The following is a 21426-nucleotide window of genomic DNA, read 5'->3' on the forward strand; positions in this document are numbered from 1 at the left end:
GGGCCACCGGCAAGAGGAGCCGGGTATGCCACTCACCCGTGGCGGCATACCCGGCTGCACGCCATCGATCAAAATCGCGATATTCTAGAAGCTACGAACAAAATACGGCCACCTCCGCAGATGTTTGATGAAACGTTCGCTCAGTCCGTTGGTGAGAAGGTATTCCTCCGTCACCGGCGTCTTCGGGCTTTCGTACTGCGGGTGCTGCCTCACTTGAAGAGGAAAATCCCGCCGAAGGATGCCGGCCCTGCCGATCAGCACGAAGTCGCATCCCTCATCCAACAACTGCCCGACACGTTGAGCACTCATGATCTTCCCCGCCGTACCCACACGCACGCCTCGGCGAGGAAGACTGGTAAAGACACTGAGCATGGTTTGCCCGCGAAACGCGCCCTCCTGAACAATCTGAGCGGAATCCCACAGCGCCAGGTCGAGATAGTCGATCAATTCCCGGTCAAGGATGTTCGCTGCGATTTCCCGCAGCTCCTCCAGACGAAGCCCATAGCGCTCGACCGAGATGCGCCAACCGATCTGGAAGTCGGGGCCACAAACCCGCCGAATTCCCTCGATGACCTCGAGGGTAAGCCGGGCCCGATTCTCGGTGCTACCGCCATATTTGTCTCTACGATCGTTCAGCAGCGGGGACAGGAATTCCGACAGGATCCACCCGAACGCGCCGTGGAGTGATACGCCGTTGAATCCGGCCAGTTCCGCTCGCCTCGCGGCTGCGATGAAGCTGTCCCGGATCCGCTCCACCTGTTCCGTGGTCAGAGCTCTGACGCCCGGCACCGTGAAGCTGGAAGCGGGAGCTGGAATTCCGCCAAATCTAGGATCGGCGCGGTGCCCGGCGTGGTGCAGCTGCACCGCGGAAAGCGCGCCCCCCTCGCGGATCGAGGTGGCCATCTCGGTCAGTCCGGCCACCTGGGCATCGCTATGAATACCCAGCTGGCGCTCGTATCCGATTCCACCGGCCTCGACGTAGGTGGCACCAGTCTGGATCAAGGCGTATCCGCCCTGCGCCAGCTGCCGCATCCAATCTTGATCGAAGATCGACGGTGAACCGTCATGCCCGCTTTGTTGATTGACGAGCGGTGCCATCATGAAACGGTTCCGCATCGGCGGACCATGCAGGAGGGTAAGCGGTTCAAACATTTCTGCGACAGACATGAATCCTCCTGATAGGAATGACGGCGAGCACATCGGCGCTGACTAGCTTTGGGGCGTGACGCCTCGGCTGCAGCCATCGGCGGACGTCGATTTTCCACCCCAGCGCGACCCGGGCCAGGGCATCTTGGACTTGACGGATGCCGTGCAGCGCTATGGGGCCCGGATCCCCCGCTGGCGGTGTCAACGGATCACAGGTCCGTTCAAGTCGTGCGCTGGGCGATCCAGCCACTGACCGGCCTGCGGGTCGGGAAGGCGTGGCCGTAACCGAAGATCGGCGCGAGTGAGGTGTAGACGATGGTGTGCGTGGTGATGGGTCCCGCAGTGAACAGAGCGATCACGGCGGGACCGGCAGGCGTTCCGCGGACGATGAGCGCGGAACGTCCAGTTGTGCGGCGGACACGGGGCTTCCTCATCTGGGCGGCGCTCGGCAGGCGCTTGCGGCCCCTGCCGAACGGAACAGTCGCGATTGCGGCGGCTCGACTATCGTCCAACCTTCACATTTGTGTCATGGCAAGTACGATGAGGCGCAGGTCACGCAGGTCGAACGGATCCGCAGCCCATTCGGCGCCGCGCTGACCATCGAGATCATCCGCGGGATGTTGCCCTGCCCCGCGGAGGCGACGAGCTCGCAGCATCCCGTGACGCCTGCCACCTCGGCTGCGCTCGAGGTCCACGGGGAAGAACGCATCGAAGTCTTCGAGCTGAGTTGAAGATCGCATGTTCTCGCGCATTGAGCGGATAGCAATCAAGGTGCGGAGTGGGCCGGTCCCACGCCGCACCTTGATGGTCAACGACAGCCGCGTGAGATCACAGGCGCGACGGCCGGAGATCTCCGGAGCCCTCCTTCACGACCTGACCTCGTTCCCGTCCAGCAGCGTGAGGGCCCCGGCGGTCGCGGCGTCGGCGGAAGACTGCCGTCCGGTGGCTCGTGCAATGACGAACGCACCCTCGACGACAGCCAGGAGAGCAGCAGCGGTCTGCGCCGGATCCAGCTTCGACGACAGAGAGCCGTCTTCCTGACCTTCTCGAACAACGCTCTCAAGAAGATCGGCCAGCTCGATGAACGCGGCACCGAGAGGCTCCTTCAAGGCAGGTTCGGCGAGGACCCCCGCGTCGTATGCAAAGCCACCGATCTGGCATCCGCTGAGCGCATCGCCGGCCGACCCGAGGAACGCGACCAGGCGGTCGCGACCGGTCGCCAGCCCTTTCATTGCCGCGCGTACGGATGCGATCAGGTCGCGGCCGTTCTCGCGGATCACCTCCTGGCCGAGCTCGGGCTTGGTCGGGAAGTGGTGATAAAAACTCCCTTGTCCGACACCTGCATCAGCCATCACCTGCTTCGGGCTCGTCGTTGAGTACCCGCGATGCCAAAAAAGCTCCTTGGCTGAGTCGATGATCAGCCGCCTGTTGTCCATGACACAAGACTAGCAAGCTTCATACCTAGAGGTAGGGTTGCCTCCATACCTCAAGGTATGTATGGTTGCACTCGTCCGACAGTTGAAGAAGGGATCGCCATCATGACCACCACACCGTTCGTCCCTGTAGTGCAGTACAAGACCGAAGACCTCGACGGCTTCGAGATGTTCTACCGAGAGGCCGGCCCCGCCGACGCGCCCGTCGTGCTTCTCCTGCACGGCTTCCCGACCTCCTCGCACATGTTCCGCGACCTGATCCCGTACCTCGCAGACCGCTTCCACGTCATCGCGCCCGACCTGCCGGGCTTCGGGCAGAGCGCCGCACCCGACCGCGCCGAGTTCTCCTACACCTTCGACAACGCCGCGAAATACGTGCAGAAGCTGCTGACCAAGCTCGGCGTGACCAAGTACGCCGTCAACGTCTTCGACTACGGCGCACCCACCGCCTGGCGGCTCGCCCTCGCGAACCCCGACGCCATCACCGCGCTCATCGTGCAGAACGGCAACGCCTACAACGAGGGCCTGGACAACGACTTCTGGGCACCGATCAAGCGCTACTGGGCCGACAAGACCCCCGAGAACCGCGACGCCCTCCGCGGCCTCGTCACTCTCGACACCACCAAGTTCCAGTACACCGACGGAATGGCCCACCCCTCGCGCATCTCACCCGACAACTGGATCGCCGACCAGGCCCTGCTCGACCGACCCGGCAACGACGAGATCCAGCTCGACTACTTCCTCGACTACGGCACCAACCCCGCGCTCTACCCGCAGGTGCAGGAGTGGCTGCGCCGCACACAGCCGCCCACCCTGATCGTGTGGGGCGCCAACGACGTCATCTTCCCCGCCGAAGGCGCACACCCCTACAAGCGCGACCTCAAGGACCTCGAGTCCCACCTCTTCGACAGCGGCCACTTCCTGCTCGAGGACCGACCCGACGAGGTCTTCCCGCTCATCCACGACTTCCTGACCCGCAAGCTCGGCTGATCGAAGCCGTTCGTGGGAGGCCCGGTCGCGACATCTGCAGCGGCTGGGCCTCACAAACCCTCAACGCTGTCCTGGACGTCCTCATTTGAAGTAGCCGATGCCAACGACGTTAGGCGGTGTAGAGGATCGCGGCGTGATTGTCGCGTCCTTCGTCAGGAAGGTCGCTCGCCTGGCAGGCAAGACCCGGTATCGAAAACTCCGACCGAGACGGTCCCTCTGAGGATGGGGTCGTTGCACACCTATTCCGCACGATCAAAGGAACCCCCATGTATACCGTCAACCCGTCCATCGATCGCCCTACCGTCGTACTTGTGCACGGCGCCTTCGCAGACTCCACAAGCTGGAACGGGCTGATTACCCTGCTTCGCACGGAAGGCTTCCCAACAATCGCCATGGCCAACCCGCTCCGCGGTGTTGCGCACGACGCGGCGCACCTGCGGGCGCTTCTCGAGACCATCTCCGGAGACATCGTGCTGGTCGGACACTCGTACGGCGGACTGGTAATCTCCGAAGCTGCCGACGGGAACGCTCAAGTCAAGTCTCTGGTCTTCATTGGCGCCTTCGCCGCATTGCCAGGGGAGAGCGCTGCGGACCTCTCTGGCAAGTTCCCAGGAGGCACTCTGGGCGAAACTCTCATCCCAGTCGCTCTCCCCGACGGTGCGACCGATCTTTACATCGCCCAGGACAAGTACCACTCGCAGTTTGCGGCGGATTCCCCGACGGAGGTCGCCGCCGTGATGGCAGTAACCCAGCGGCCTATCACGGAATCGGCGCTGAATGAGCCCGCGCGCCATGCATCGTGGAGGTCGAAGCCCTCCTGGTTCCTCTTCGGCTCCGAGGACAAGAACATCCCTGTCGAGAGCCACCGATTCATGGCAGAACGCGCGAACTCCCGTGGGACGGTAGAACTGGCTGGCGGCTCCCACACCGTGGGGATCCCCGAGTCTGCCCAGGTGGTCGAACTTATCCGAGAAGCAGCGGCCGGGTCGACCCGATGATGCGCTCCTAACCTCGGCGCTTCGTTAAGAGCTGTCCAAGGACTGGGCCGATCACCGAAGGAGTCCGGGAAGCCATCCGGGCCGCGCCCGGCTGGATCCCCGCCATCGACACCGACGGCGAGCTGCGGGACCATGCCGAGGTCTGCGAGATCACCGGATCGTTCGACGCCGCCGGCTGGCCGGAAGGCACAAGGTTTCTCGTCCGCCGGGAACGCCCGCACCCCGCCGCCCAGCTGTCGCTGTTCGACACCATCGAAGGGTGGCGGCATCAGGTCGTCGCCACCGACACCCCGCCCGGCAACGGCAGCATCCAATTCCTGGAGGCCCGGCACCGGGCCCACGCCCGCGTCGAGGACCGCATCCGCTGCGGCAAGAACACCGGCTCCGGCCGGTTCCCGTCCCGCATCTTCGCGATCAACCAGGCTTGGCTCCAGTTGGCCCTGACCGGCATCGACCTGCTCGCCTGGACCCAAACCCTGTTCCTGAACGGCGAGCTGGCCACCGCCGAACCCAAGAAACTGCGCTACCGGCTGCTGCACGTCGCCGCCCGGATCACCCGCACCGCCCCGGGATCAGAGAGCGAAGGAAAGCACGCATGAGTAATAGCCAGCAACGAGAAGAATGGCACGCCGGTGAGGAAGCGATGCACCGGCTGCTTCACGTGCCGCACGGTAGAAACCCGACGATCCACGGCCTGCCACAGGCATACGGGCAGTGGATGGCCGAAAGCCCGCTGCTCGCCCTGGGAGCCAGCGACCGCGACGGCCGGGTCTGGACGACCGTGCTCGGCGGTGCGGCGGGCGTCACGCGTCCGGTCGCGCCAGGGGTGCTCGTGGTGAGTTCGGCTGCGCATCTGACGTCGACTTCTGCAGAGCGGGGACGGGGATGGATCGGCCACGATCCCGTCCTCGAAGCGCTGTTCACCGATGGCAGCGCTGCGGCTGTGCAGAGGGACACGGAAGCAGGTGACCCGGACGGTCACCGACTCGTCGACCACGGGAAGAGGGGCAAACTCGTCGCCGGCCTCGCGATGAACATGGAGGACCGGACGCGGGTGAAGCTCGCCGGGCGCATGATCCGAGGCATCGTCCTCGACGGTCCGCAGGACGAGACCCGTGAGGCGGAGCCGGACCGGATGGACGTCCAGCTGGCCGTTGCCATCGATGAGACGCTCGGGAACTGCCCGAAGTACCTCAACCGGAAGGTACTCTGGCCCCACGAAGCGTCCCCGACACTGGTCGGCGATTCCCTCCCCCTGCCGCCCGAGGCGCTCGCCCTCATCGAGAAGGCGGACATCTTCTTCCTCTCGAGCCGGCACGGCGATGAGAGCATGGACACCAACAACCGGGGCGGATCTCCTGGGTTCGTGCGCGTGTTCAGCAACTCCGTCGAAGAGGGTGTGACGCTCATCTACCCCGAGTACTCCGGGAACCGGCTGTTCCAGACCCTCGGGAACCTGCACACCGACCCGGCCGTCGGCATCACGTTCCCTGATTTCGAGACGGGCGACGTCCTGTACCTGACAGGCGCCGCCGAGGTGCTCGTCGGCGCCGACGCTGCGGCAGCCCTGCCACACAGCTCGTTGGCCGTACGCGTCCGCGTCGAGGCCGCGCGCTTCGTCCGCGACGGCCTCCCCTTCCGGGGGCGGCTCCTCGACCCGTCGCCGTACAACCCTCCGGTGCGCCGGCTCGCTCGCGAGATCGAGGAGTCCGGGCAGGTGCCCCTGCGAACGACGGATGCCGAAGGTGGTGCGGCCGCTCTGGCGATCGCGACTCTCGTGGACAGCATTCGGATCGCACCGACGGTCTCGCGCCATACGTTCCGCCTTTCGCCGGCGCCTCGGTCGTCGGGCTCGGACCTCCCGCACTGGAGAGCGGGTGAGCACGTAACGATGGACTTCTCCGGTCACCTCGACCGGGGCTGGTCCCACATGCGCGATCACGACCCGATCTCGCTCAACGACGACTTCATCCGGTCGTTCACCATCTCGAGTGCACCGTCGGACGAGAGGGACGAGCTCGCGATCACGGTTCGCGATCATGGTCCGGTCACCCGACTCCTCGCGCGGTGGAGCCCAGGCACTCTGCTGCAGGCATCCGTCCTCGGCATCGACGCAGGAGCCGCGTCCCGAGCCGTCAACGGCGGTCCGGAATCTCCGGGCGGGGGCGATGACCTGGTCGTGGTTGCCGGCGGCGTCGGAATCACCCCGGTGATCGCCACCGCGCCGGCATTGCTAGCCGCCGGGCGCAAACTCCGAGTGCTCTGGAGCCTGCGAGCGGATGACCTGCCGCTGGCCGTCGACGTCCTGGATCGGGTCGAGGGGCTCGCCGCCGTGACGTCGCTGTTCGTCACGCCTGACGGGCGTGGATCGGTGACGTGGGACGAGCACACTCGTCTGCCGTCCGGAGTGGTCGTGCGGAACCGCAGGCTCGAGGAGGGCGACGTCCTGAGCGCCGGCGATCCTGCGCGGCGGAGGTTCATCGTGTGCGCGGGTCCCGCCCTTCGGGCTGCCGCCCTGGAATGGACGTCGGCGGAGGAAGTGGAGCTCGAGACCTTCGATCACTGACCGACTTGACATTCACATTGATGTGAATCTCTAGCCTAGAACAGTGACCTCGACATCCGACGAATCCCGCAGCCTAGCAGGCCTGACCGCGCCCCAGGCGGGCCCGCATCCGGGCATGGAACGTGCCTTCCGGCCGGGTGGCATGACGCTCGGAGTGACAACCCCGCTGGAGGGCTTCGCCGGCGCTTTGCCGCACATGAGTCGGCACGCCGAACTAGTGGAGCAGGCCGAGAAGGCAGGCTTCGCGACGGTATGGGTGCGCGACGTCCCGCTGGTGGACCCGAAGTACGGCGACGCGGGGCAGATGTTCGACGCGTTCACCTACCTCGGCTACCTAGCCGCACGGACGACGACGATCACGCTGGGCACGGCGGGCATCGTGCTGCCGCTCCGGCATCCGATCGACGTGGCCAAGGCGGCGGCGAGCGTGGACCAGCTCTCCGGCGGACGCCTGCTCCTCGGCGTGGCGACCGGCGACCGCGCCATCGAGTTCCCCGCTTACGGCGTGGATTACGCAAGCAGGGGCGAGCTTTTCCGCGAAAGCGTGAGCTGGCTGCGCGAACTCGCCGGGGACCATCCCCGCATCTCGTCGACGCTCGGGCGGATGGACGGCACGGACCTCGTGCCGAAGCCGTTCGCTCGCCGGATGCCCCTGTTCATGACCGGACGCGGTCAACAAGACATCGAGTGGATCGCAACCAACACCAACGGGTGGCTGTTCTACACCGTGCCCATCGAGCAGCAGGCACTCAACATCAAACGATGGCGCCGGCTAACCGGAAGGGCCGACGGGATCTTCAAACCGTTCCTGCAGGCAACCTACTTCGACATCACCGATGACTCGACGGCGAAGCCCCAGCCTATCCAGCTGGGCATGCGCCTTGGCCGTGAACCGCTGCTCGAGCTCTTGCAACGGTGGGAGCAGATTGGCGTGGATCAGCTCTTCATCAACTTCAAACAATCCACACGCCCAGTAACCGAGGTGCTCCACGAAATTGAAGAACACATCCTGCCACACTTCCCCGCCGGGCAAACCGCCGCGCTCACGCGCCCCATGCCGTGAACGCCTGAAAGGGGCCTCCCATGGCCGTATCGGATCTCTTCGAACCCCTCACGCTCCTGCATGGGCGATCGGCATCTGAAGCTCGGGGACACACTCGACCGACAGTTGAGCCATATGCCGCTCCCCCGCCTCACGCACGGTCATCCGATCGCTGTACGATGTTCCGGGCATCGGGGAATCGCGGTGCGGTGCCAGTGGCTCGTTCGATGATGCGGGCGATCATCTCCTGCGTCGTGCTGTTCTCGCCCGGCACGTTGGGCTTGCCGTCTCCGTGGTAGTCGCTGGCTCCCGTGACGATGAGGTCGTGCTCGTCCGCGATCGCCTGGAGCATGGCCTTGCCGTCGGGGGTGTTGTCCCGGTGATCGATTTCGAACCCGCCGAGTCCGGCCTCGATCAGCTCATCGATCTCTTTCCGCGAAAGGAAACTCTCTGGCCCGGAGGTCACCGGGTGAGCAGCGATGGCGACGCCGCCGGCGTTCGTGATGAGCCGGACTGCGGTCAGAGGGTCAGGGGCGTAAAGCGGCTCATAGTAGCGCGAACCAGGATCGAGAATCTCGGTGAATGCTTCACCCCGGGTGGATACGATGCCGCGCGCGACGAGCGCGTCGGCGATGTGGGGGCGGCCGATTGTCGCACCTTCGGGCGCCGCACTGATCACATCGTCCCAGCGGATGTGGTGGTCCTTCCCTATCCTGCGGACCATCCTTTGAGCACGCTCGACGCGATCGCGACGGATGCGGTCAGCTTCTGCGCGCAACGGCGCATTGTCGGGATCGAACAGGTACGCAAGCATGTGCAACGTCCGTAACTCGGTCTTCATGGAGAGCTCCATCCCTGGGAGGAACGTCATCCCCAACCCGAGCGCGGCACCGGCAGCCTCACTCCACCCCGAAATCCGGTCATGATCGGTGAGCGCGGCCGTGCGCACCCCGTGTGCGAACGCGCAACGCATCACTTCCGCCGGCGATTCTGTCCCATCGGAATGCACCGAGTGCAGGTGCAGGTCCGCCAAACCCGCGCTCCTAAACGGAGAATCACCGCCATCGCTTCGGACCGACTGCGAGCTCATCACCATATCTGCATTCCTTCTCTCACCCGGCCATCACCGTCGCCGGTAAGCTATTCTGAAACCTTCACATCCATGTGAAGTCAAGTTATACGAGAAGTCGTGATGACGATTAAGGAGTTGTCCGAGCGGGTCGGCATGAAGGTCGGGCTGGAGGCCGCCGTCGTTCTCTGAGACGCGAGAGGCTTCCGCGCCTCATCTGGTTGTGGGACACATGCTGGTCGTCGCCATCCTGCTCATCGCCCGGGCACAGCAATACGTCACGTCCGACCTCAGCAGCATCTACAACGCGACGCCAATCATGGCAGCGGTCATGGCTGGCGTGATGTTCCGGGTCGAGACGCACACGAAGACGCAGATCCCCAGGGTGATCCTCGGGATTCTAGGCGTCGTCGTCGTTGTCGCGCGCTGACCAGGCCTGCTCGCCAGAATCGACTGCGGAGCCGCCGTCGCCGCGACGACCCAGCAAAGATGCGCCCCTCCCCGCTGTGTAGGCCGATCAGACGCTGCCAGGTCGGACGAAGTACGGCCAGCCCCGCAGGTGATTGATGAACCGTTCACTCAGCCCGCCCTCGCGAAGGAAGCCTGCTGTGACCGGCAGTTGGGGGCTCGCGTACTCCGGATCGGCGGCAAGTTTCTTCGGGCACTCCCTGTCCAGGATGCCGGCGCGACCAACGAGGACGAAGTCGCATCCGTCGTCGAGCATCTGCGCGGCGCGACGAGCGCTGGTGACTCTGCCTGCCGCCCCGACGCGGACGCCCTTCCGAGGAATCTCGGTGAACACGCTGAGCATCGTCCGACCTCGGTACTTTCCCTCGTCGACGATCTGACCGTAATTCCACAGCGCCAGATCGAGGTAATCGATCATCTCCCGGCGAAGAATCTCGGCGGTGATCTCCTGCAACTCCTCCAGACGAAGCCCGTACCGCTCGATCGAGAGACGCCACCCTATCTGGAAATCCGGACCCGTCTCCCGGCGAATGCCCTCTATCACTTCCATGGTGAATCGCGCCCGGTTCTCCATGCTGCCGCCGTACTGATCGGTGCGATCGTTCATCAGGGGGGACAGGAACTCTGACAGGATCCAGCCGAACGCCCCATGCACCGAGACACCGTCGAAGCCCGCTCGCTCGGCCCGTTTCGCCGCCGCGATGAAGTTGTCGCGGATGCGCTGCACCTCTTGCGTCGTCAGTGCTGCGACTCCCGGCAGTGTCCGGCTGGAGGCAGGTGCGGGCGTCCCTCCGAACATCGGGTTCGCGCGGTGCCCGGCATGGTGGAGCTGGACCGCGGAGAGTCCGCCACCGTTGCGGACAGATGTCGCCGCCTCAGACAGACCGGGCAGGTGGGCGTCGCTGAAGATGCCCGGCTGCCGGGCGCAGGCGATGGCGCTCTCCTCGATGATCGTGGCGCTCGTTTGAATCAGACCGTAGCCGCCCGTCGAGAGTTGACGGATCCAGTCCTGGTCGAACGAGGAGAGGAAGCCGCCGACCTCGCTCTGCTGATTGGTGAGGGGCGCCATCATGATGCGGTTGCGCATCGCCGGGCCATGAAGAAGGGGCAGAGGGTCGAATAGATCCGAAACGGTCATCGGGTAGTTCTCCAGTTCATGGGGAGGAGACGAGCACCAACACGGGCTGGACCATCTCCGGTGGCCGCGCCTCAACCAGAGTGACACCTTCACATCAATGTGAATGCAAGCCGTGATTCCTGACCGAGCCTCTGCCTGCGGGCGTTCTGCCGCAGACGAGCCAGGCACTCGGGTCTCCGATTCGATCGCCGGTCAAACCGTAACGATCTACGCACCTACCACCATGCTGACCGCGATCTCCTTCTCCGTTTGGACGAGCCACTGGCCCCGACGGCACCTTCTCATCGTGGCCTTCGGCGGATTCCTCATCGCGAACTTGGTGACGGCGATTTCGCTCGATTGCACCGTCACGATGATCGCCCGTTTCATCGCGGGAGCCGCCTCCGGCGTCACCTGGAGCATTCTCGGCGGATACGCACAGCGCATCACCCGGGCGCCCTGAAGGGACGGGCGCTGGCATTCGCCTTTGCCGGCACCCCCGTCGCACCCTCCCTCGCCGTCCCACTCGGTGCCTCGCCCACTGCCCGTCGGTCACGTCGCTGGGACACGACTTTCGCCACGCCAGCCAAACTTCACCGGCAAGCGGTTGGTCGTGACCGGGATTCGTCTTTCGGCCGCTGCTCGACTCGGTCCGGGTCCGCCGGGCGTTGATGATCATGGCGTCGGCGTCCGGAACGCCGGTGCCCTCGATCGCGCGGCTGGTCGCGGCGCATGAGGACACCGTCCGCGACGTGATCCACTTGTTCAACGAGATCGGGTTACGCGCGCTGGAGCCTATTGGGCCTTACGAGAGCCCTTCACATCGCTTCTTGATGTTGCTGCGGGAGACTCGGGCGGTAGCCGCTGGCGGGTGAGCACTCTTGGACCCTGGACGTTGAGTCCTGCACTGAGTGGGTGTTTTGGAGGGCTTCGGTTCGGGCTTGGCGGCGGGCTGGTCCACCGCGGGTGAGGCGGCGCAACATCTGGTTGATCGCGGCCCAGCGGATCAATTCTTCGCACACAGTCGGGTCACGTTCGTAGTCGCGCGCTAGACAACTTTCGAGTTGGGGGTCTGGCGCGATTCCATTGTGATGCTTGTGGGTGATCGTCTCGGTGGGCTGGTGTCGGGTCTGCTTGATCGCATGCGATATGGCGACGGTGGTGGCGTTGACCAGGCAGAACGAGAGCGACGAGGCTGTGGCGATGGCAGATCCCGTACGCGTGCGGCGGCTGAGCGACCAGGAAGGTCAGCAGCTGCTGCGCATCACTCGCAGAGGTACTGGTTCACCGATCCGATTACGGCGGGCGATGGTCGTCCTCGCGTCGGCCGGCGGGAACACCGTGCCCGCGATCGCGCGTCTCGTGCAGGCCGACGAGGACACGATCCGGCAGGTCATCCACCGGTTCAACGAGATGGGGATGGCCAGCCTGGACCCTCGGTGGGCGGGTGGCCGTCCCCGCCTGATCAGTCCCGATGACGAGCAGTTCATCGTCACGACGGCCAACACCCGCCCTGAAACCTTGGTGCGGCCGTTCACCCGGTGGAGCGTGCGCAAGCTCGCCGATCACCTCGGTTCGCAGGCCGCTCGCCCGATCACGATCGGGCGGGAACGGCTGCGGCAACTGCTGCTCAAGCACCAGATCTCCTTTCAGCGGACCAAGACCTGGAAGGAATCGAACGACCCGCAGCGGGACGCGAAACTTGCCCGTATCGAGCATGTGACCAGCCAATTTCCGCAACGGGTGTTCGCGTTCGACGAGTTCGGGCCCCTGGTGATCCGTCCGCAGGCCGGTTCCGGCTGGGCACCTCGAGGCCACCCCCGGCGGTTGCCCGCGAACTACCACAAGCTGCACGGCGTCCGGCAGTTCCACGGCTGCTACAGCGTCGGCGACGACCAGCTCTGGGGCGTCGTCCACCGGCGCAAGGGCGCCATGAACACCCTGGCCGCGCTCAAGTCGATCCGCCGGCAACGGCCGGACGGCGCACCGATCTACGTCATCCTCGACCCGAAGAACTGGCGTTCACAGCGCCTACGATGTGACCTTGAGCCGCTGCGACACGCTGTTGCACCTGGTGGCAACCGGCGTCTACCTGGACCGCGACCGTCAGCACGACAGTCTGTGGGTATGGGTCGTAGAGCAACTGATGCGCACCCGCCAAACGCCGAACGGCAGGATCATCCGTTGTGGGCGGTGCTCGATCCTTTGCCGGCCCTGCTCGCGCTCAAGGCCGGGAGCCTTGCGGCGGTCGCCGCTGGAAACGACACCCTGCTGCTGCGGCTACTTCGCGAACCCACGCGGCGGGATCCCACGTGGCCGGATCGCGTTGCCGCGCTGGATGTCCTGCACGATGCCGGGTTCTCGACCACGACGTGATCAACCTGCTGATCGCCGCCGCTCCCGTCGTCCGGCCATCGGGCGGACAACCCGAGTCACGAACGGTCGCGACGGCCCGTCCGAAGCCACAGAGATCAAAGAAGGCTCGGCGACCCGCGGGCCAACGGGCAGCGACCGCGCGGCGACGGTCGGCGAGCTGATGGCAGCGCAGCAGTTCACGGAAATGCTGCACCAACTGCCGCAACATCAAGCCGGTGCCACACTCAAACGGGCCACCGACCAACAGCGACCGGCCCTGGCGCCAAAGAGACAAAACAGCGCTGCCGGGCCGATAATTCGACCGGGCAGCGCCGTGGCGACGAAACTCACTCAAACTGAACCCGGGGCAGTCCCGTCACCCGGTCCTGGCTTTCTTGCATGCCTTGAACGGCGACGGGTGCTGACTTGCCGCCGAGTTCAAGTTGGCGTTTCAGTGCTGGGCGGGGACGATCAGGTCGGCTGCCTTTTCCGCGATGGCCAGGACGGTGGCGTTGTTGTGGGCGGAGATGGGTGTCGGCATGATGGAGGCGTCCGCGATGCGCAGCCCGCTCACTCCGATGACCCGGAGGTTCGAGTCGACGACCGCGTCGGCGTCATTGCCCATGCGGCAGGTGCCCGCTGGATGCCAGAAGGGCTGAATGCTGTCGCGGAGGTAGACGGCGCATTCTTCGTCACTCCGAACGTCGGGCCCGGGCAGTAGTTCTTCCTCGTGCCAGGCCATCCGCGCGGTGATCCTGCGTACGGTGCGCAGAATCTTGATCATGCGGTCGATGTCCGAAGGGCCGCCCAGGTAGTTCGGATCGACCAGGGGCTGGGTGTCGATGTCGCGCCCGGCGAGCCGGACGGAACCGCGGGCCGAGGGTGTCATCAATGCGAAAGCCACGGTGACACCCTTCTGCGGTGCACCGCCGTCGGCTGAGGGAAGCGGGTAGTCGAGGAACACGGCTTCGCCGTCCGGGTCGGGTTCCGCGGGGTCGGTGCGGAAGCGGAGCACGAACCGGTCCACCAGCCCGGGGCGGCTGGGAGCGGGACCCGACGGAGAGGTCCGCACGACGTGCAGCGCCTGAGGGTGCTCATGGAGGTTGGCTCCGACACCCGCGACGTCGGCTCGTACCTCGATGCCCATCTCGCGCAGGTGGGCGGCGGGGCCGATGCCCGAGACCATCAGCAGGTGCGGGGAGCCCAACGCTCCTGCCGAGAGCACCACCTCTCCGGCGGTTTCTGTCCGTGTCGGTTGCCCCTTCACGGTGAACTCGACTCCGCTGCAGCGCCGGCCCTCCATGACCAGACGGTGGACAAGTGCGTCGGTGATCACGGTCAGGTTGGGACGGTCGAGGTGAGGCCTGATGTAGGCGTCTGCGGCGCTTTGCCGTCTCCCTTCGATGCCGGTCAGATCGTGCCAGCTGACGCCGGTCATGTCGGCTGCGTTGAGATCGGCACTCACCGGGTGTCCCTCCGCCACGGTCGCGGCGAACGCGGCGTCCAGGAGCATCCCCGTCCTGGCCGGAGGGGTGACAAGCATGGGTCCGTCGGTGCCGCGGTAGGCGGCGTCCCGGCCGGGCGCGGACTCACTGCGTTTGAAGTACGGGAGGAGGTTGTCGTAGTCCCATCCCTTGGCTCCCGCTTCTACCCACTTGTCGTAGGTCGCGCGATGGCCACGTACGTGCATGGAAGCGTTGATCCCGCTCGAACCGCCGAGGACTTTGCCCCGCGACAGCAGGAAGACGGTGTTGCCTGCAGACCGCTGCGGGACGGTACGGGTGCCCCAGTCCACCTCCGAACCCAGAAGCCGGCTCCAGGCCCGCCAGTCGGCCATCTCCGGCACCGCGTCAGCCGGGCCGGCCTCCAGCAGGAGCACCCGTCGCGCGGGGTCGGCCGACAACCGATTGGCTAGCACGCAACCCGCGCTGCCTGCCCCCACCACGATGTAGTCGTACACGACAAATCCCCCCAAATTTTCCCTACGATCGAAGCTTTGACGAGGCTAATCCGAACCAAATGGTTTGGCAAGTAAACTTGAGGCATGCGTGCAGCAGGAGAGGCCACTCGCCAGCGGATCCTCGCGGAGGCCAAGAAGGAGTTCGCCGAGCACGGGCTCGCCGGAGCCCGGATAAACCGCATCGCTACCAACGCACAGGCGAGCAAGGAACGCCTCTATGCCTACTTCGCGACCAAGGAGGAGCTCTTCGACGCCGTGTGTGTCGAAGTCATTCAGTCGACCGCCGACGCGGTGCGGTTCAGTGCCACCGACGTGCCGGGCTTCGCGGGGCGCCTCTTCGACCACTATGTAGCGGAACCCGACACCGTCCGCCTCTACGATCGCATCAGCCTTGACGGAAGCGGCGACTTCCGCCTTCACGCTGCCCGCGTCTACCAAGACAAGGTCGAGGACCTGCAGCGCGCCCAGAAAGCCGCGGACATCGACCAGTCCTGGGATCCGACCATCCTGCTCAGCATGCTGCTCGGGATCGTCCGGCTGATGACAACCGAACGCCGGCTGCCGGGATCAACCTCCGAGGCGCGACCGAACCGCCAGGAGCTCCGAGCGGCCGTGGTGCGCGCCGCAGAAAAGCTCGTTCAGCCTATGGCTGACGTCGCTCCGCCGCGGGACTGTCAAGAAAACGGCTCTGGCGCTCTTTCGGTGGCGAGCGTGGGTGATCTCAGTTGAGGAGGATGCGGTGGCGTAGCAGGTTGAATCCGGCTCGGCCGTGCATCTGACGCATGATCCGCTTGGTTTTGGTGTTGACGCCTTCGATTCCGCCGTTGTGGTAGGGCATGGTCACGGCGGCGTGGACGGCGTCGTGGTCGAGTTCGAGGCCACGGGCAAACGTGTGCAGGTGGGGCAGGTCGGCCGCCCGGACGGTGTCGATCTATGTGTCCAGGCGTGCGCTGTTGGCTTCGCCTGGTTGGAGCAGGGCGGCGAACGAGTCGACGAGACCGGTGAGTCGATCATTTCGGAGCAGGCGGTGGTCAGCTGGTGGCGGTGTTCGCGCTGGTTGGTGAGGTGATCGGGGTGGGTCAGTACGAGGCTGGTCAGCCGGCGTGGCGACATCGGTGGGCGGTCGCCTTCGACGCGGCCTTGGGTGATGTAGCGGACGAGCAGGTTCATGCTGCCGGCATATCCGAGGGCTTTGATCTCCTTGAACAGTTGCAGGTTGCCGATTGCGGGTTCTTGTTCGCGGCGGCGGCGCAGGTGTTCTCGATACGGGTCGACCAGCGTCGGTCGGTATTGGGGAGCTCGTTGCAGGCGTTCGGGTTCGGCGGCGCGGGCGTAGCGTTTGACGGTGTTGAGCGACACGTTCAGCCGGCGAGCGCACTCGAGAAGGCCGACGTTCTGATCGAGCAGGGCGTGGATTTGCTGCCAACGCTCCCGGGTGCTTTGAGCCCGAGGTCCGTCCTGCATGCGGCCGGCCTTGGCCCAGCACACGCTGTGCGCGGCGACCTCTTTACCGGCGGCTTCGCCCAGGCCATGCCACAGATGCCACCGGTCGGCGACCTGGATCGCGTCGGGCAGGGCCCGGCGGACGGCTTGGCGTAGGCGCCGGAACGGTCCCGGCAGACCACCTCGACGCCGGGGTGTTCTCGAAGCCAAGCTTCCAGGGTGTCGGCGTTGCGGTCGGGTAACATGTCCGCCCGCCGCCGTGTCTGCGCATCGATCAGCACCGTGGCATAGCGCTGTCGCCGCCGCAGCGCGAAATCGTCGACCCCCAGCACCCGCGGGACCTGCAGCGCGTCACGGGGCATCCGCAGCAGTGCCCGCAGGCTGGCATGCCGCGACAACGGCATCGACAGCTTCGCCAGCAACCGGGCCGAACCACGCCCGGCCAACTCACGCGCCACCACATCCACGAGAGCCTGAAGACGTGGGGTCCGCCGTTGATATCGCTGCAAGACGCCCGGGACCTGCTCACGAAACGTCCGGCGGCATCCGGATGTCCGGCAGACCAGCCGCCGCACAGAAACCACGATCTGCACCCGCCGCCCGTCGACGGGCACATCACCCACCGTTCGCTGATGCAAGCTGTGCACCCGTTCGGTCGACGCGCCGCAATCCGGACATGCGGCCGCTACCCGCCCTCACCATGATTCTGTCGCCGGCGTCCTCGATCTTCTCCATCACCAAAGGCGCCAGCCCACCGAACACCGTCCCTACAAGATCATCACAGGCACACCGACATAACTATCCACCATGGACGCGAGCGCACTGCGCTACCACCGAAAGAGCGCCAGAGCCGTTTTCTTGACAGTCCCGTGTGCCGCCCAACGTTGGCGTTGCTGCTAAAGAACTCTCGCAAGTGGCGGGTGGGGATGCGGCCCTTGATGTCGAGGCCCGAGGGTGTGGTCACCGCTGCTCGGCGGTGACCACACCCTTAGGGACAGCCTTATCGTGTGAATCGGGTGTTCGACAATACCGATCAGCCCGTCGTGCACTGCCAGGTGTCGGTGACGCAGAGCGTGATGTTCACGATATGGTCGGCTGAGCGACGGAAGCCGAACCCATTACTGACCGACATTTCGCCTTGAGTGGTCGGGCCGGTGTGCCACCAGACCGTTGCTGGCCTGCCGGTGGAGTTCCCCATCGACACGTAAATGCCGCCGAGGGCCGGGTCGTTCTCGTAACGTGCAACAATCTGGCCGCTGGCGACCCTGACCTCTCCACCGTCTTCGGCAAACGCGGGCGAGGCAACTACTGTCGAACCGAGCACGGCGGTCACTGATGCCACCACCGCACCAGCAATAACCCTGCGTTTGATCTTGCTGGCCATCGATTACCTCCAACAGGTCGAGGGCTGCCGCCTCAGACGAGGCGAGCCTGCCCTTTTCATAGACAAACGTGACGGACGGCCATGCCTTCAGTCCGAATTGTTGAAGCGTCAGACACATGGAGCTTTTTTGTCCTGCGTAGTGGGTTGCTTCGATGTGGTGCAGGAGGAGGATGGATTGCACGATGGTGGTCGCTGGCGTGGCAGTAGCGCAGCTTGGCCAGGATTTCTGAGTCTTGAGGAATGTGATCGCGCGTTCGCCGCGGGCGTGGTTGACGGCCTTCTGTCGGCGTGGCAGCTTCGGCCGGAACCGGCGCCGTTCGAACGGGGTTCGCATACCGCCGCCGTCTCCATCAAACCCGGGGCGCGCCGAGTTCTGCGAGTGAGGCTGCTAGTGGATGTGGTTGGCCGGTCAGGGCGGCGAGCGCGGCGGCGACGGCGGGCAGGTTGGCTTTGATGTATTTGGTGGTGGGCGCGCTTTTCTTGTCGGTGTGCCCGGCGTAGGCGCGGGCGATGCCGTAGCCGAAGTTGCGTTCGACCCAGGTCAACGTGGTGTGGCGTAGTCGTCGCCTCCATGCATCTCGGTGCGCTGGCCTGGTTCGTTCTGGAGCAGACGACTGAGCAGCGCGAGGCTCGGCCCCGTCCGTCGAACGGGGCCAGCCCAGCTGGCTTCGAGCGAGCCATTCAGTCGGAGGCTTCGACTTCGGAGAGTGCATTTGTCGGACGCGCGAGTGGGTGGGTGCCGCCGAAGACTTGGGTGAAGGCCCAGGCGACGTCAGTCACGCCGTAGGGCGCGATGTAGGTGGCCGTGGCCCCGAACTTGTTGAGTCGGTGACCGGCGAACGCCGCCGCGAGCACGGGCGAGCGGGTGACACGTTCGACGTTGGTGATCGTCGTGTGTCGGAACCAGTGCGTGCTCAGGCCGACCTCGTCAGCCCACGCCACGTTGCGGTGTACACGCTCCCACAGGCCATCGAGCCTGCGCCGGGTCCACGAGTAGATCGGGCATGAGGGTTGCAGTAGGTATTCCATCATGAGCTGGGACACGGGTTGTTCGCGTACGGTGCTGCCCTTTTCGTCGAGCAGGACCGTTTGGCGAGCGGGGTGCAACTTTTCAGGAGTTAGGTTGAGTAGCCCTTCTCGCCGGCACGCGGTTTCGAGCAGGAGTCGGAGCAGTCCGGTCTCCTCGTCACGTACCGCGTTGAATACGTCGGCTACCTGATCGTCGGTGAGCGCCGTTCGTCGGCTGTCTCGCCGTGGTGGCTTGTGGACGGCCCTGGCGGGATTGTGCAGAAGGTGCCCGTCGGCGATGGCGGTGTCGAACAGACGACGGCAGGCGGCGATGGCGTGTTCCCTGGCGCTGGCTCCGTTGACCGAGGTGCTGCGCCTGATCGCCATCGCCTGAGCCCAGACGCCGAGTTCGGTGATGTCCGAGACGGCGAGTTGGTCGATTTTGCGGTGGCCGTGCCGTTCCGCCAGCAGCTGCAGGTAGTAGGCGTAGAGGTCACGGCTGCGTGGTGCGAGGCCGACCAGCGCTCTCGGGATAGCTTCCTCGACCGACGGGACTCGCCTACGCATCGTGGCTCCCAGCGAGGCTGACGTCGACGGTCGTGCCCGCAGGCCACGGCAACGGCCGGTCGAGGCGGCCGTCCTCGCCGATGACACGGCGCACGGACATGCCGCGGATGGCGGGCAACGCCCTCGGCCCCTGCCGGCCGGCGGGCCGCTCCGGAGCGATCGCGCCCTCGGACGGGCGCGCTGACACCTGTGGTGGTTCGAAACGAGTCATACCGATCTCGTCGGTCACCGCTGAGCGGCAACGTAGGTTGCCGACCGGTTGCCATGCGTCCCCGCAACCCGCTCGAACACGGAAGCGTGTGACGGATGCGCCAGAAACGTGCCTCAAGCGGCGCTCTAACACAAAAAATCGGGTCTAAGCCTTCGCTTAAACCCGACATTTGGTACAAAAGTGTCCGGAGGGGGACTTGAACCCCCACGCCCGATAAAGGGCACTAGCACCTCAAGCTAGCGCGTCTGCCATTCCGCCACCCGGACCTGCATGTTTGGACCGTTGAGGGCCGACTTCTGTCGGCGTCCCAGCGGGCCGCACAGGAGAGAACTTTACACGGCCCTCCGGAGGGGTTGAAGCAGGGGTGGGGGTGGGACATTCCGGGGCATTCGTCGGGGGTGCCGGCTGGGGTCTGGTGTTGGGTTCCGGTTGGGGGCAGCATGGCCTTCGTGTCGGAATCGTCCCCGCTCGCGGCTGTGTGGCAGCGGGCCCATGCGCTGGTGTCCGCGGGGGATCTGGCGGGGGCCCGGGCCGTGCTCGAGCATGGGGTGGAACTGGGGAGGGTCAATCTTTCCGAGGATGATCCGGGTGTTTTGCGTACGGCCTTCGAGCTGGGGGTCGTGCTGCAGCGTGGGGATGATCCGGTGGGGGCTCGGCGGGTGCTTGAGGAGGCGTACGCGGCTGGGCAGTGGCGGTTGGGGGACGCTGATCCGCTGATGGTGCGGATCTCGCACGACATCGGGGTCGTGGCCGAGGAGCTTGGGAATCGGCATGAGGCTCGGAAGGCCTTTTCGCGGGTTGCGGAATTCGGACCGGCGGTTCTTGGGGATGAGCATCCGGCGGTGGTGAAGGCTCGGGCCTACCTGGGGGCGGACACGACGGGGCGCGGCGGGAGCCGGTCGGGCGAGGGCCAGGTGGCCACTCCCCCGGTGTCGCGGTTCGGCGGCGAAGAGCAGATCGGGCCCGTGGGGAGCGGCAGGGCCGGCGGGACGGCGCGGGAGCGGCCTCTGCCCCTGGTCGTGGGACCGCCTGCTGTCGAGCAGCGTGTCGGGGTCGGTCCGGTGACAGCACCGCTCAGAGGGGCGCTTGAGGAGCCGACGGTTCTGCAGCCGGTCGTCGTGCCGCGTCTGGGGGCGGAGAGGGGCACGCACGGGCAGCGGAAAGGGCTGGGCGTGTTCGCGGCTGTGGCGGCGGGGGTGGCCGCGGTTTTTGCTGTTGCAGCGTTGGTGGTTGTGCTGGCTGGTCAGGTGGGGGGCTCGGGTGGGGAGTCCGATGTGCCAACTCTTGTGGGGGACGCGCCTCTCGACGTGAGGCTCAGCGACAGGGGTTCGGCGATCGGGGTGTCCTGGAAGGATCCGACGGCGGGGACTGTGTCGTTCATGGTCATCATGGGGCGGCCGGGGGTTGAGCTGAAGCCCGCGGGGACGCTGGGACCTGGGCAGACGTCGTTCGAGATGAGCGGGTTGAATCCGTCGTTGGATTACTGCTTCGCGGTGGTGGCCGTGTACCAGAGGGATCGGTTCGCCACGTCGCCGCAGACGTGCACACGGCGAGCCAACGCTACTCCGCGATAGTTCGCGTTCACCCACAGCGAAGCTTGATCACTTAGCGCGACCGGGGTTATCCACAACCGTGACGGTCCGGGTGTCGGCATCCATCGCCATCCCCC

Annotated in this window: 20 protein-coding genes, 1 tRNA gene and 4 pseudogenes; 12 read left to right on the plus strand and 13 right to left on the minus strand. The window is 65.5% G+C overall.

Going from position 1 to position 21426, the window contains the following annotated elements; genetic code table 11:
- Nucleotides 1-84: 84 nt before the first annotated feature.
- Nucleotides 85-1167, minus strand: a complete 1083-nt coding sequence (locus tag EER30_RS21430) for an NADH:flavin oxidoreductase (RefSeq protein WP_127502295.1) — start codon at nucleotides 1165-1167, stop codon at nucleotides 85-87.
- Between the two features lie 200 nt (nucleotides 1168-1367).
- Nucleotides 1368-1505 (minus strand): hypothetical protein, encoded by a 138-nt coding sequence (locus EER30_RS47205; RefSeq protein ID WP_164842430.1) that lies wholly within the window; start codon nucleotides 1503-1505, stop codon nucleotides 1368-1370.
- A 162-nt stretch (nucleotides 1506-1667) separates the two neighbouring features.
- Here EER30_RS47205 and EER30_RS21435 point away from each other — a divergent pair, with 162 nt between their 5' ends.
- Nucleotides 1668-1877 carry a MerR family transcriptional regulator gene (locus tag EER30_RS21435; protein ID WP_127502296.1) on the plus strand — a complete coding sequence of 70 codons (210 nt, stop codon included), beginning with the start codon at nucleotides 1668-1670 and terminating at the stop codon, nucleotides 1875-1877.
- A 135-nt stretch (nucleotides 1878-2012) separates the two neighbouring features.
- Here the strand turns inward: EER30_RS21435 and EER30_RS21440 are convergent, their stop codons facing one another.
- Nucleotides 2013-2582 carry a TetR/AcrR family transcriptional regulator gene (locus tag EER30_RS21440; RefSeq protein ID WP_127502297.1) on the minus strand — a complete coding sequence of 190 codons (570 nt, stop codon included), beginning with the start codon at nucleotides 2580-2582 and terminating at the stop codon, nucleotides 2013-2015.
- 102 nt (nucleotides 2583-2684) lie between these two features.
- On the opposite strand from EER30_RS21440, the gene EER30_RS21445 reads away from it, so the two are divergent.
- From EER30_RS21445 to EER30_RS21465, 5 genes and pseudogenes are all read left to right on the plus strand, one after another.
- Nucleotides 2685-3569, plus strand: a complete 885-nt coding sequence (locus EER30_RS21445; protein ID WP_127502298.1) for an alpha/beta fold hydrolase — start codon at nucleotides 2685-2687, stop codon at nucleotides 3567-3569.
- Nucleotides 3570-3835: 266 nt separating this feature from the next.
- Nucleotides 3836-4567 carry an alpha/beta fold hydrolase gene (locus EER30_RS21450; protein WP_127502299.1) on the plus strand — a complete coding sequence of 244 codons (732 nt, stop codon included), beginning with the start codon at nucleotides 3836-3838 and terminating at the stop codon, nucleotides 4565-4567.
- 50 nt (nucleotides 4568-4617) lie between these two features.
- Nucleotides 4618-5133 (plus strand): annotated as a pseudogene (locus EER30_RS21455) (transposase); the annotation flags it as partial.
- 29 nt (nucleotides 5134-5162) lie between these two features.
- Nucleotides 5163-7133 (plus strand): pyridoxamine 5'-phosphate oxidase family protein, encoded by a 1971-nt coding sequence (locus EER30_RS21460; RefSeq protein ID WP_127502300.1) that lies wholly within the window; start codon nucleotides 5163-5165, stop codon nucleotides 7131-7133.
- A 43-nt stretch (nucleotides 7134-7176) separates the two neighbouring features.
- Nucleotides 7177-8196, plus strand: coding sequence for an LLM class oxidoreductase (locus EER30_RS21465; RefSeq protein ID WP_205650343.1), 1020 nt, complete (start codon nucleotides 7177-7179; stop codon nucleotides 8194-8196).
- 130 nt (nucleotides 8197-8326) lie between these two features.
- Here EER30_RS21465 and EER30_RS21470 read toward each other — a convergent pair whose 3' ends face one another.
- Complete coding sequence (locus tag EER30_RS21470; protein ID WP_164842432.1) at nucleotides 8327-9208, minus strand: PHP domain-containing protein; 882 nt, start codon at nucleotides 9206-9208, stop codon at nucleotides 8327-8329.
- A gap of 268 nt (nucleotides 9209-9476) precedes the next feature.
- On the opposite strand from EER30_RS21470, the gene EER30_RS21475 reads away from it, so the two are divergent.
- Nucleotides 9477-9674: a hypothetical protein gene (locus tag EER30_RS21475; RefSeq protein ID WP_127502301.1), complete on the plus strand. Its 198-nt coding sequence runs from the start codon at nucleotides 9477-9479 to the stop codon at nucleotides 9672-9674.
- A gap of 87 nt (nucleotides 9675-9761) precedes the next feature.
- Here the strand turns inward: EER30_RS21475 and EER30_RS21480 are convergent, their stop codons facing one another.
- Nucleotides 9762-10850, minus strand: coding sequence for an NADH:flavin oxidoreductase (locus EER30_RS21480; RefSeq protein WP_127502302.1), 1089 nt, complete (start codon nucleotides 10848-10850; stop codon nucleotides 9762-9764).
- 223 nt (nucleotides 10851-11073) lie between these two features.
- Here EER30_RS21480 and EER30_RS21485 point away from each other — a divergent pair, with 223 nt between their 5' ends.
- The 3 genes and pseudogenes from EER30_RS21485 (at nucleotide 11074) to EER30_RS21495 (ending at nucleotide 13205) form a co-directional block, all read left to right on the plus strand.
- On the plus strand, nucleotides 11074-11292 hold the full coding sequence (locus EER30_RS21485) for an MFS transporter (RefSeq protein WP_127502303.1): 219 nt from the start codon (nucleotides 11074-11076) through the stop codon (nucleotides 11290-11292).
- A 181-nt stretch (nucleotides 11293-11473) separates the two neighbouring features.
- Nucleotides 11474-11626 (plus strand): annotated as a pseudogene (locus tag EER30_RS49740) (helix-turn-helix domain-containing protein); the annotation flags it as partial.
- Nucleotides 11627-12032: 406 nt separating this feature from the next.
- Nucleotides 12033-13205 carry an IS630 family transposase gene (locus EER30_RS21495; RefSeq protein ID WP_240670237.1) on the plus strand — a complete coding sequence of 391 codons (1173 nt, stop codon included), beginning with the start codon at nucleotides 12033-12035 and terminating at the stop codon, nucleotides 13203-13205.
- A 430-nt stretch (nucleotides 13206-13635) separates the two neighbouring features.
- Here EER30_RS21495 and EER30_RS21500 read toward each other — a convergent pair whose 3' ends face one another.
- Complete coding sequence (locus EER30_RS21500) at nucleotides 13636-15144, minus strand: GMC family oxidoreductase (protein ID WP_127502304.1); 1509 nt, start codon at nucleotides 15142-15144, stop codon at nucleotides 13636-13638.
- 84 nt (nucleotides 15145-15228) lie between these two features.
- Between EER30_RS21500 and EER30_RS21505 the strand changes: the two genes are divergently transcribed.
- Nucleotides 15229-15873 (plus strand): TetR/AcrR family transcriptional regulator, encoded by a 645-nt coding sequence (locus tag EER30_RS21505; protein WP_127502305.1) that lies wholly within the window; start codon nucleotides 15229-15231, stop codon nucleotides 15871-15873.
- Here the strand turns inward: EER30_RS21505 and EER30_RS21510 are convergent.
- From EER30_RS21510 to EER30_RS21535, 7 genes and pseudogenes are all read right to left on the minus strand, one after another.
- Nucleotides 15866-17322, minus strand: a pseudogene (locus EER30_RS21510) (ISL3 family transposase). The gene EER30_RS21505 and the pseudogene EER30_RS21510 overlap by 8 nt on opposite strands.
- Before the next feature lie 298 nt (nucleotides 17323-17620).
- Entirely contained in the window at nucleotides 17621-17971 is a 351-nt protein-coding gene (locus EER30_RS21515) for a hypothetical protein (RefSeq protein WP_127502306.1), read from the minus strand.
- Between the two features lie 130 nt (nucleotides 17972-18101).
- A pseudogene (locus tag EER30_RS48795) lies at nucleotides 18102-18329 on the minus strand (IS5/IS1182 family transposase); the annotation flags it as partial.
- Entirely contained in the window at nucleotides 18322-18516 is a 195-nt protein-coding gene (locus tag EER30_RS21520) for a hypothetical protein (RefSeq protein WP_205650344.1), read from the minus strand. The pseudogene EER30_RS48795 and the gene EER30_RS21520, both read right to left, overlap by 8 nt.
- A gap of 136 nt (nucleotides 18517-18652) precedes the next feature.
- A complete protein-coding gene (locus EER30_RS21525; protein ID WP_127502307.1) occupies nucleotides 18653-19546 on the minus strand; it encodes a tyrosine-type recombinase/integrase in 894 nt (297 codons plus the stop codon).
- Nucleotides 19539-19757, minus strand: a complete 219-nt coding sequence (locus tag EER30_RS21530; RefSeq protein ID WP_127502308.1) for a hypothetical protein — start codon at nucleotides 19755-19757, stop codon at nucleotides 19539-19541. Before EER30_RS21530 ends, EER30_RS21525 begins: the two co-directional genes overlap by 8 nt.
- 181 nt (nucleotides 19758-19938) lie before the next feature.
- A tRNA-Leu gene (locus tag EER30_RS21535) sits at nucleotides 19939-20023 on the minus strand.
- 174 nt (nucleotides 20024-20197) lie between these two features.
- On the opposite strand from EER30_RS21535, the gene EER30_RS21540 reads away from it, so the two are divergent.
- Complete coding sequence (locus EER30_RS21540; RefSeq protein ID WP_127502309.1) at nucleotides 20198-21331, plus strand: fibronectin type III domain-containing protein; 1134 nt, start codon at nucleotides 20198-20200, stop codon at nucleotides 21329-21331.
- The last annotated feature ends 95 nt before the right edge of the window (nucleotides 21332-21426 follow it).

It is taken from the genome of Actinoplanes solisilvae (assembly GCF_003999975.1).
Taxonomy (GTDB): Bacteria; Actinomycetota; Actinomycetes; order Mycobacteriales; family Micromonosporaceae; genus Actinoplanes; species Actinoplanes solisilvae.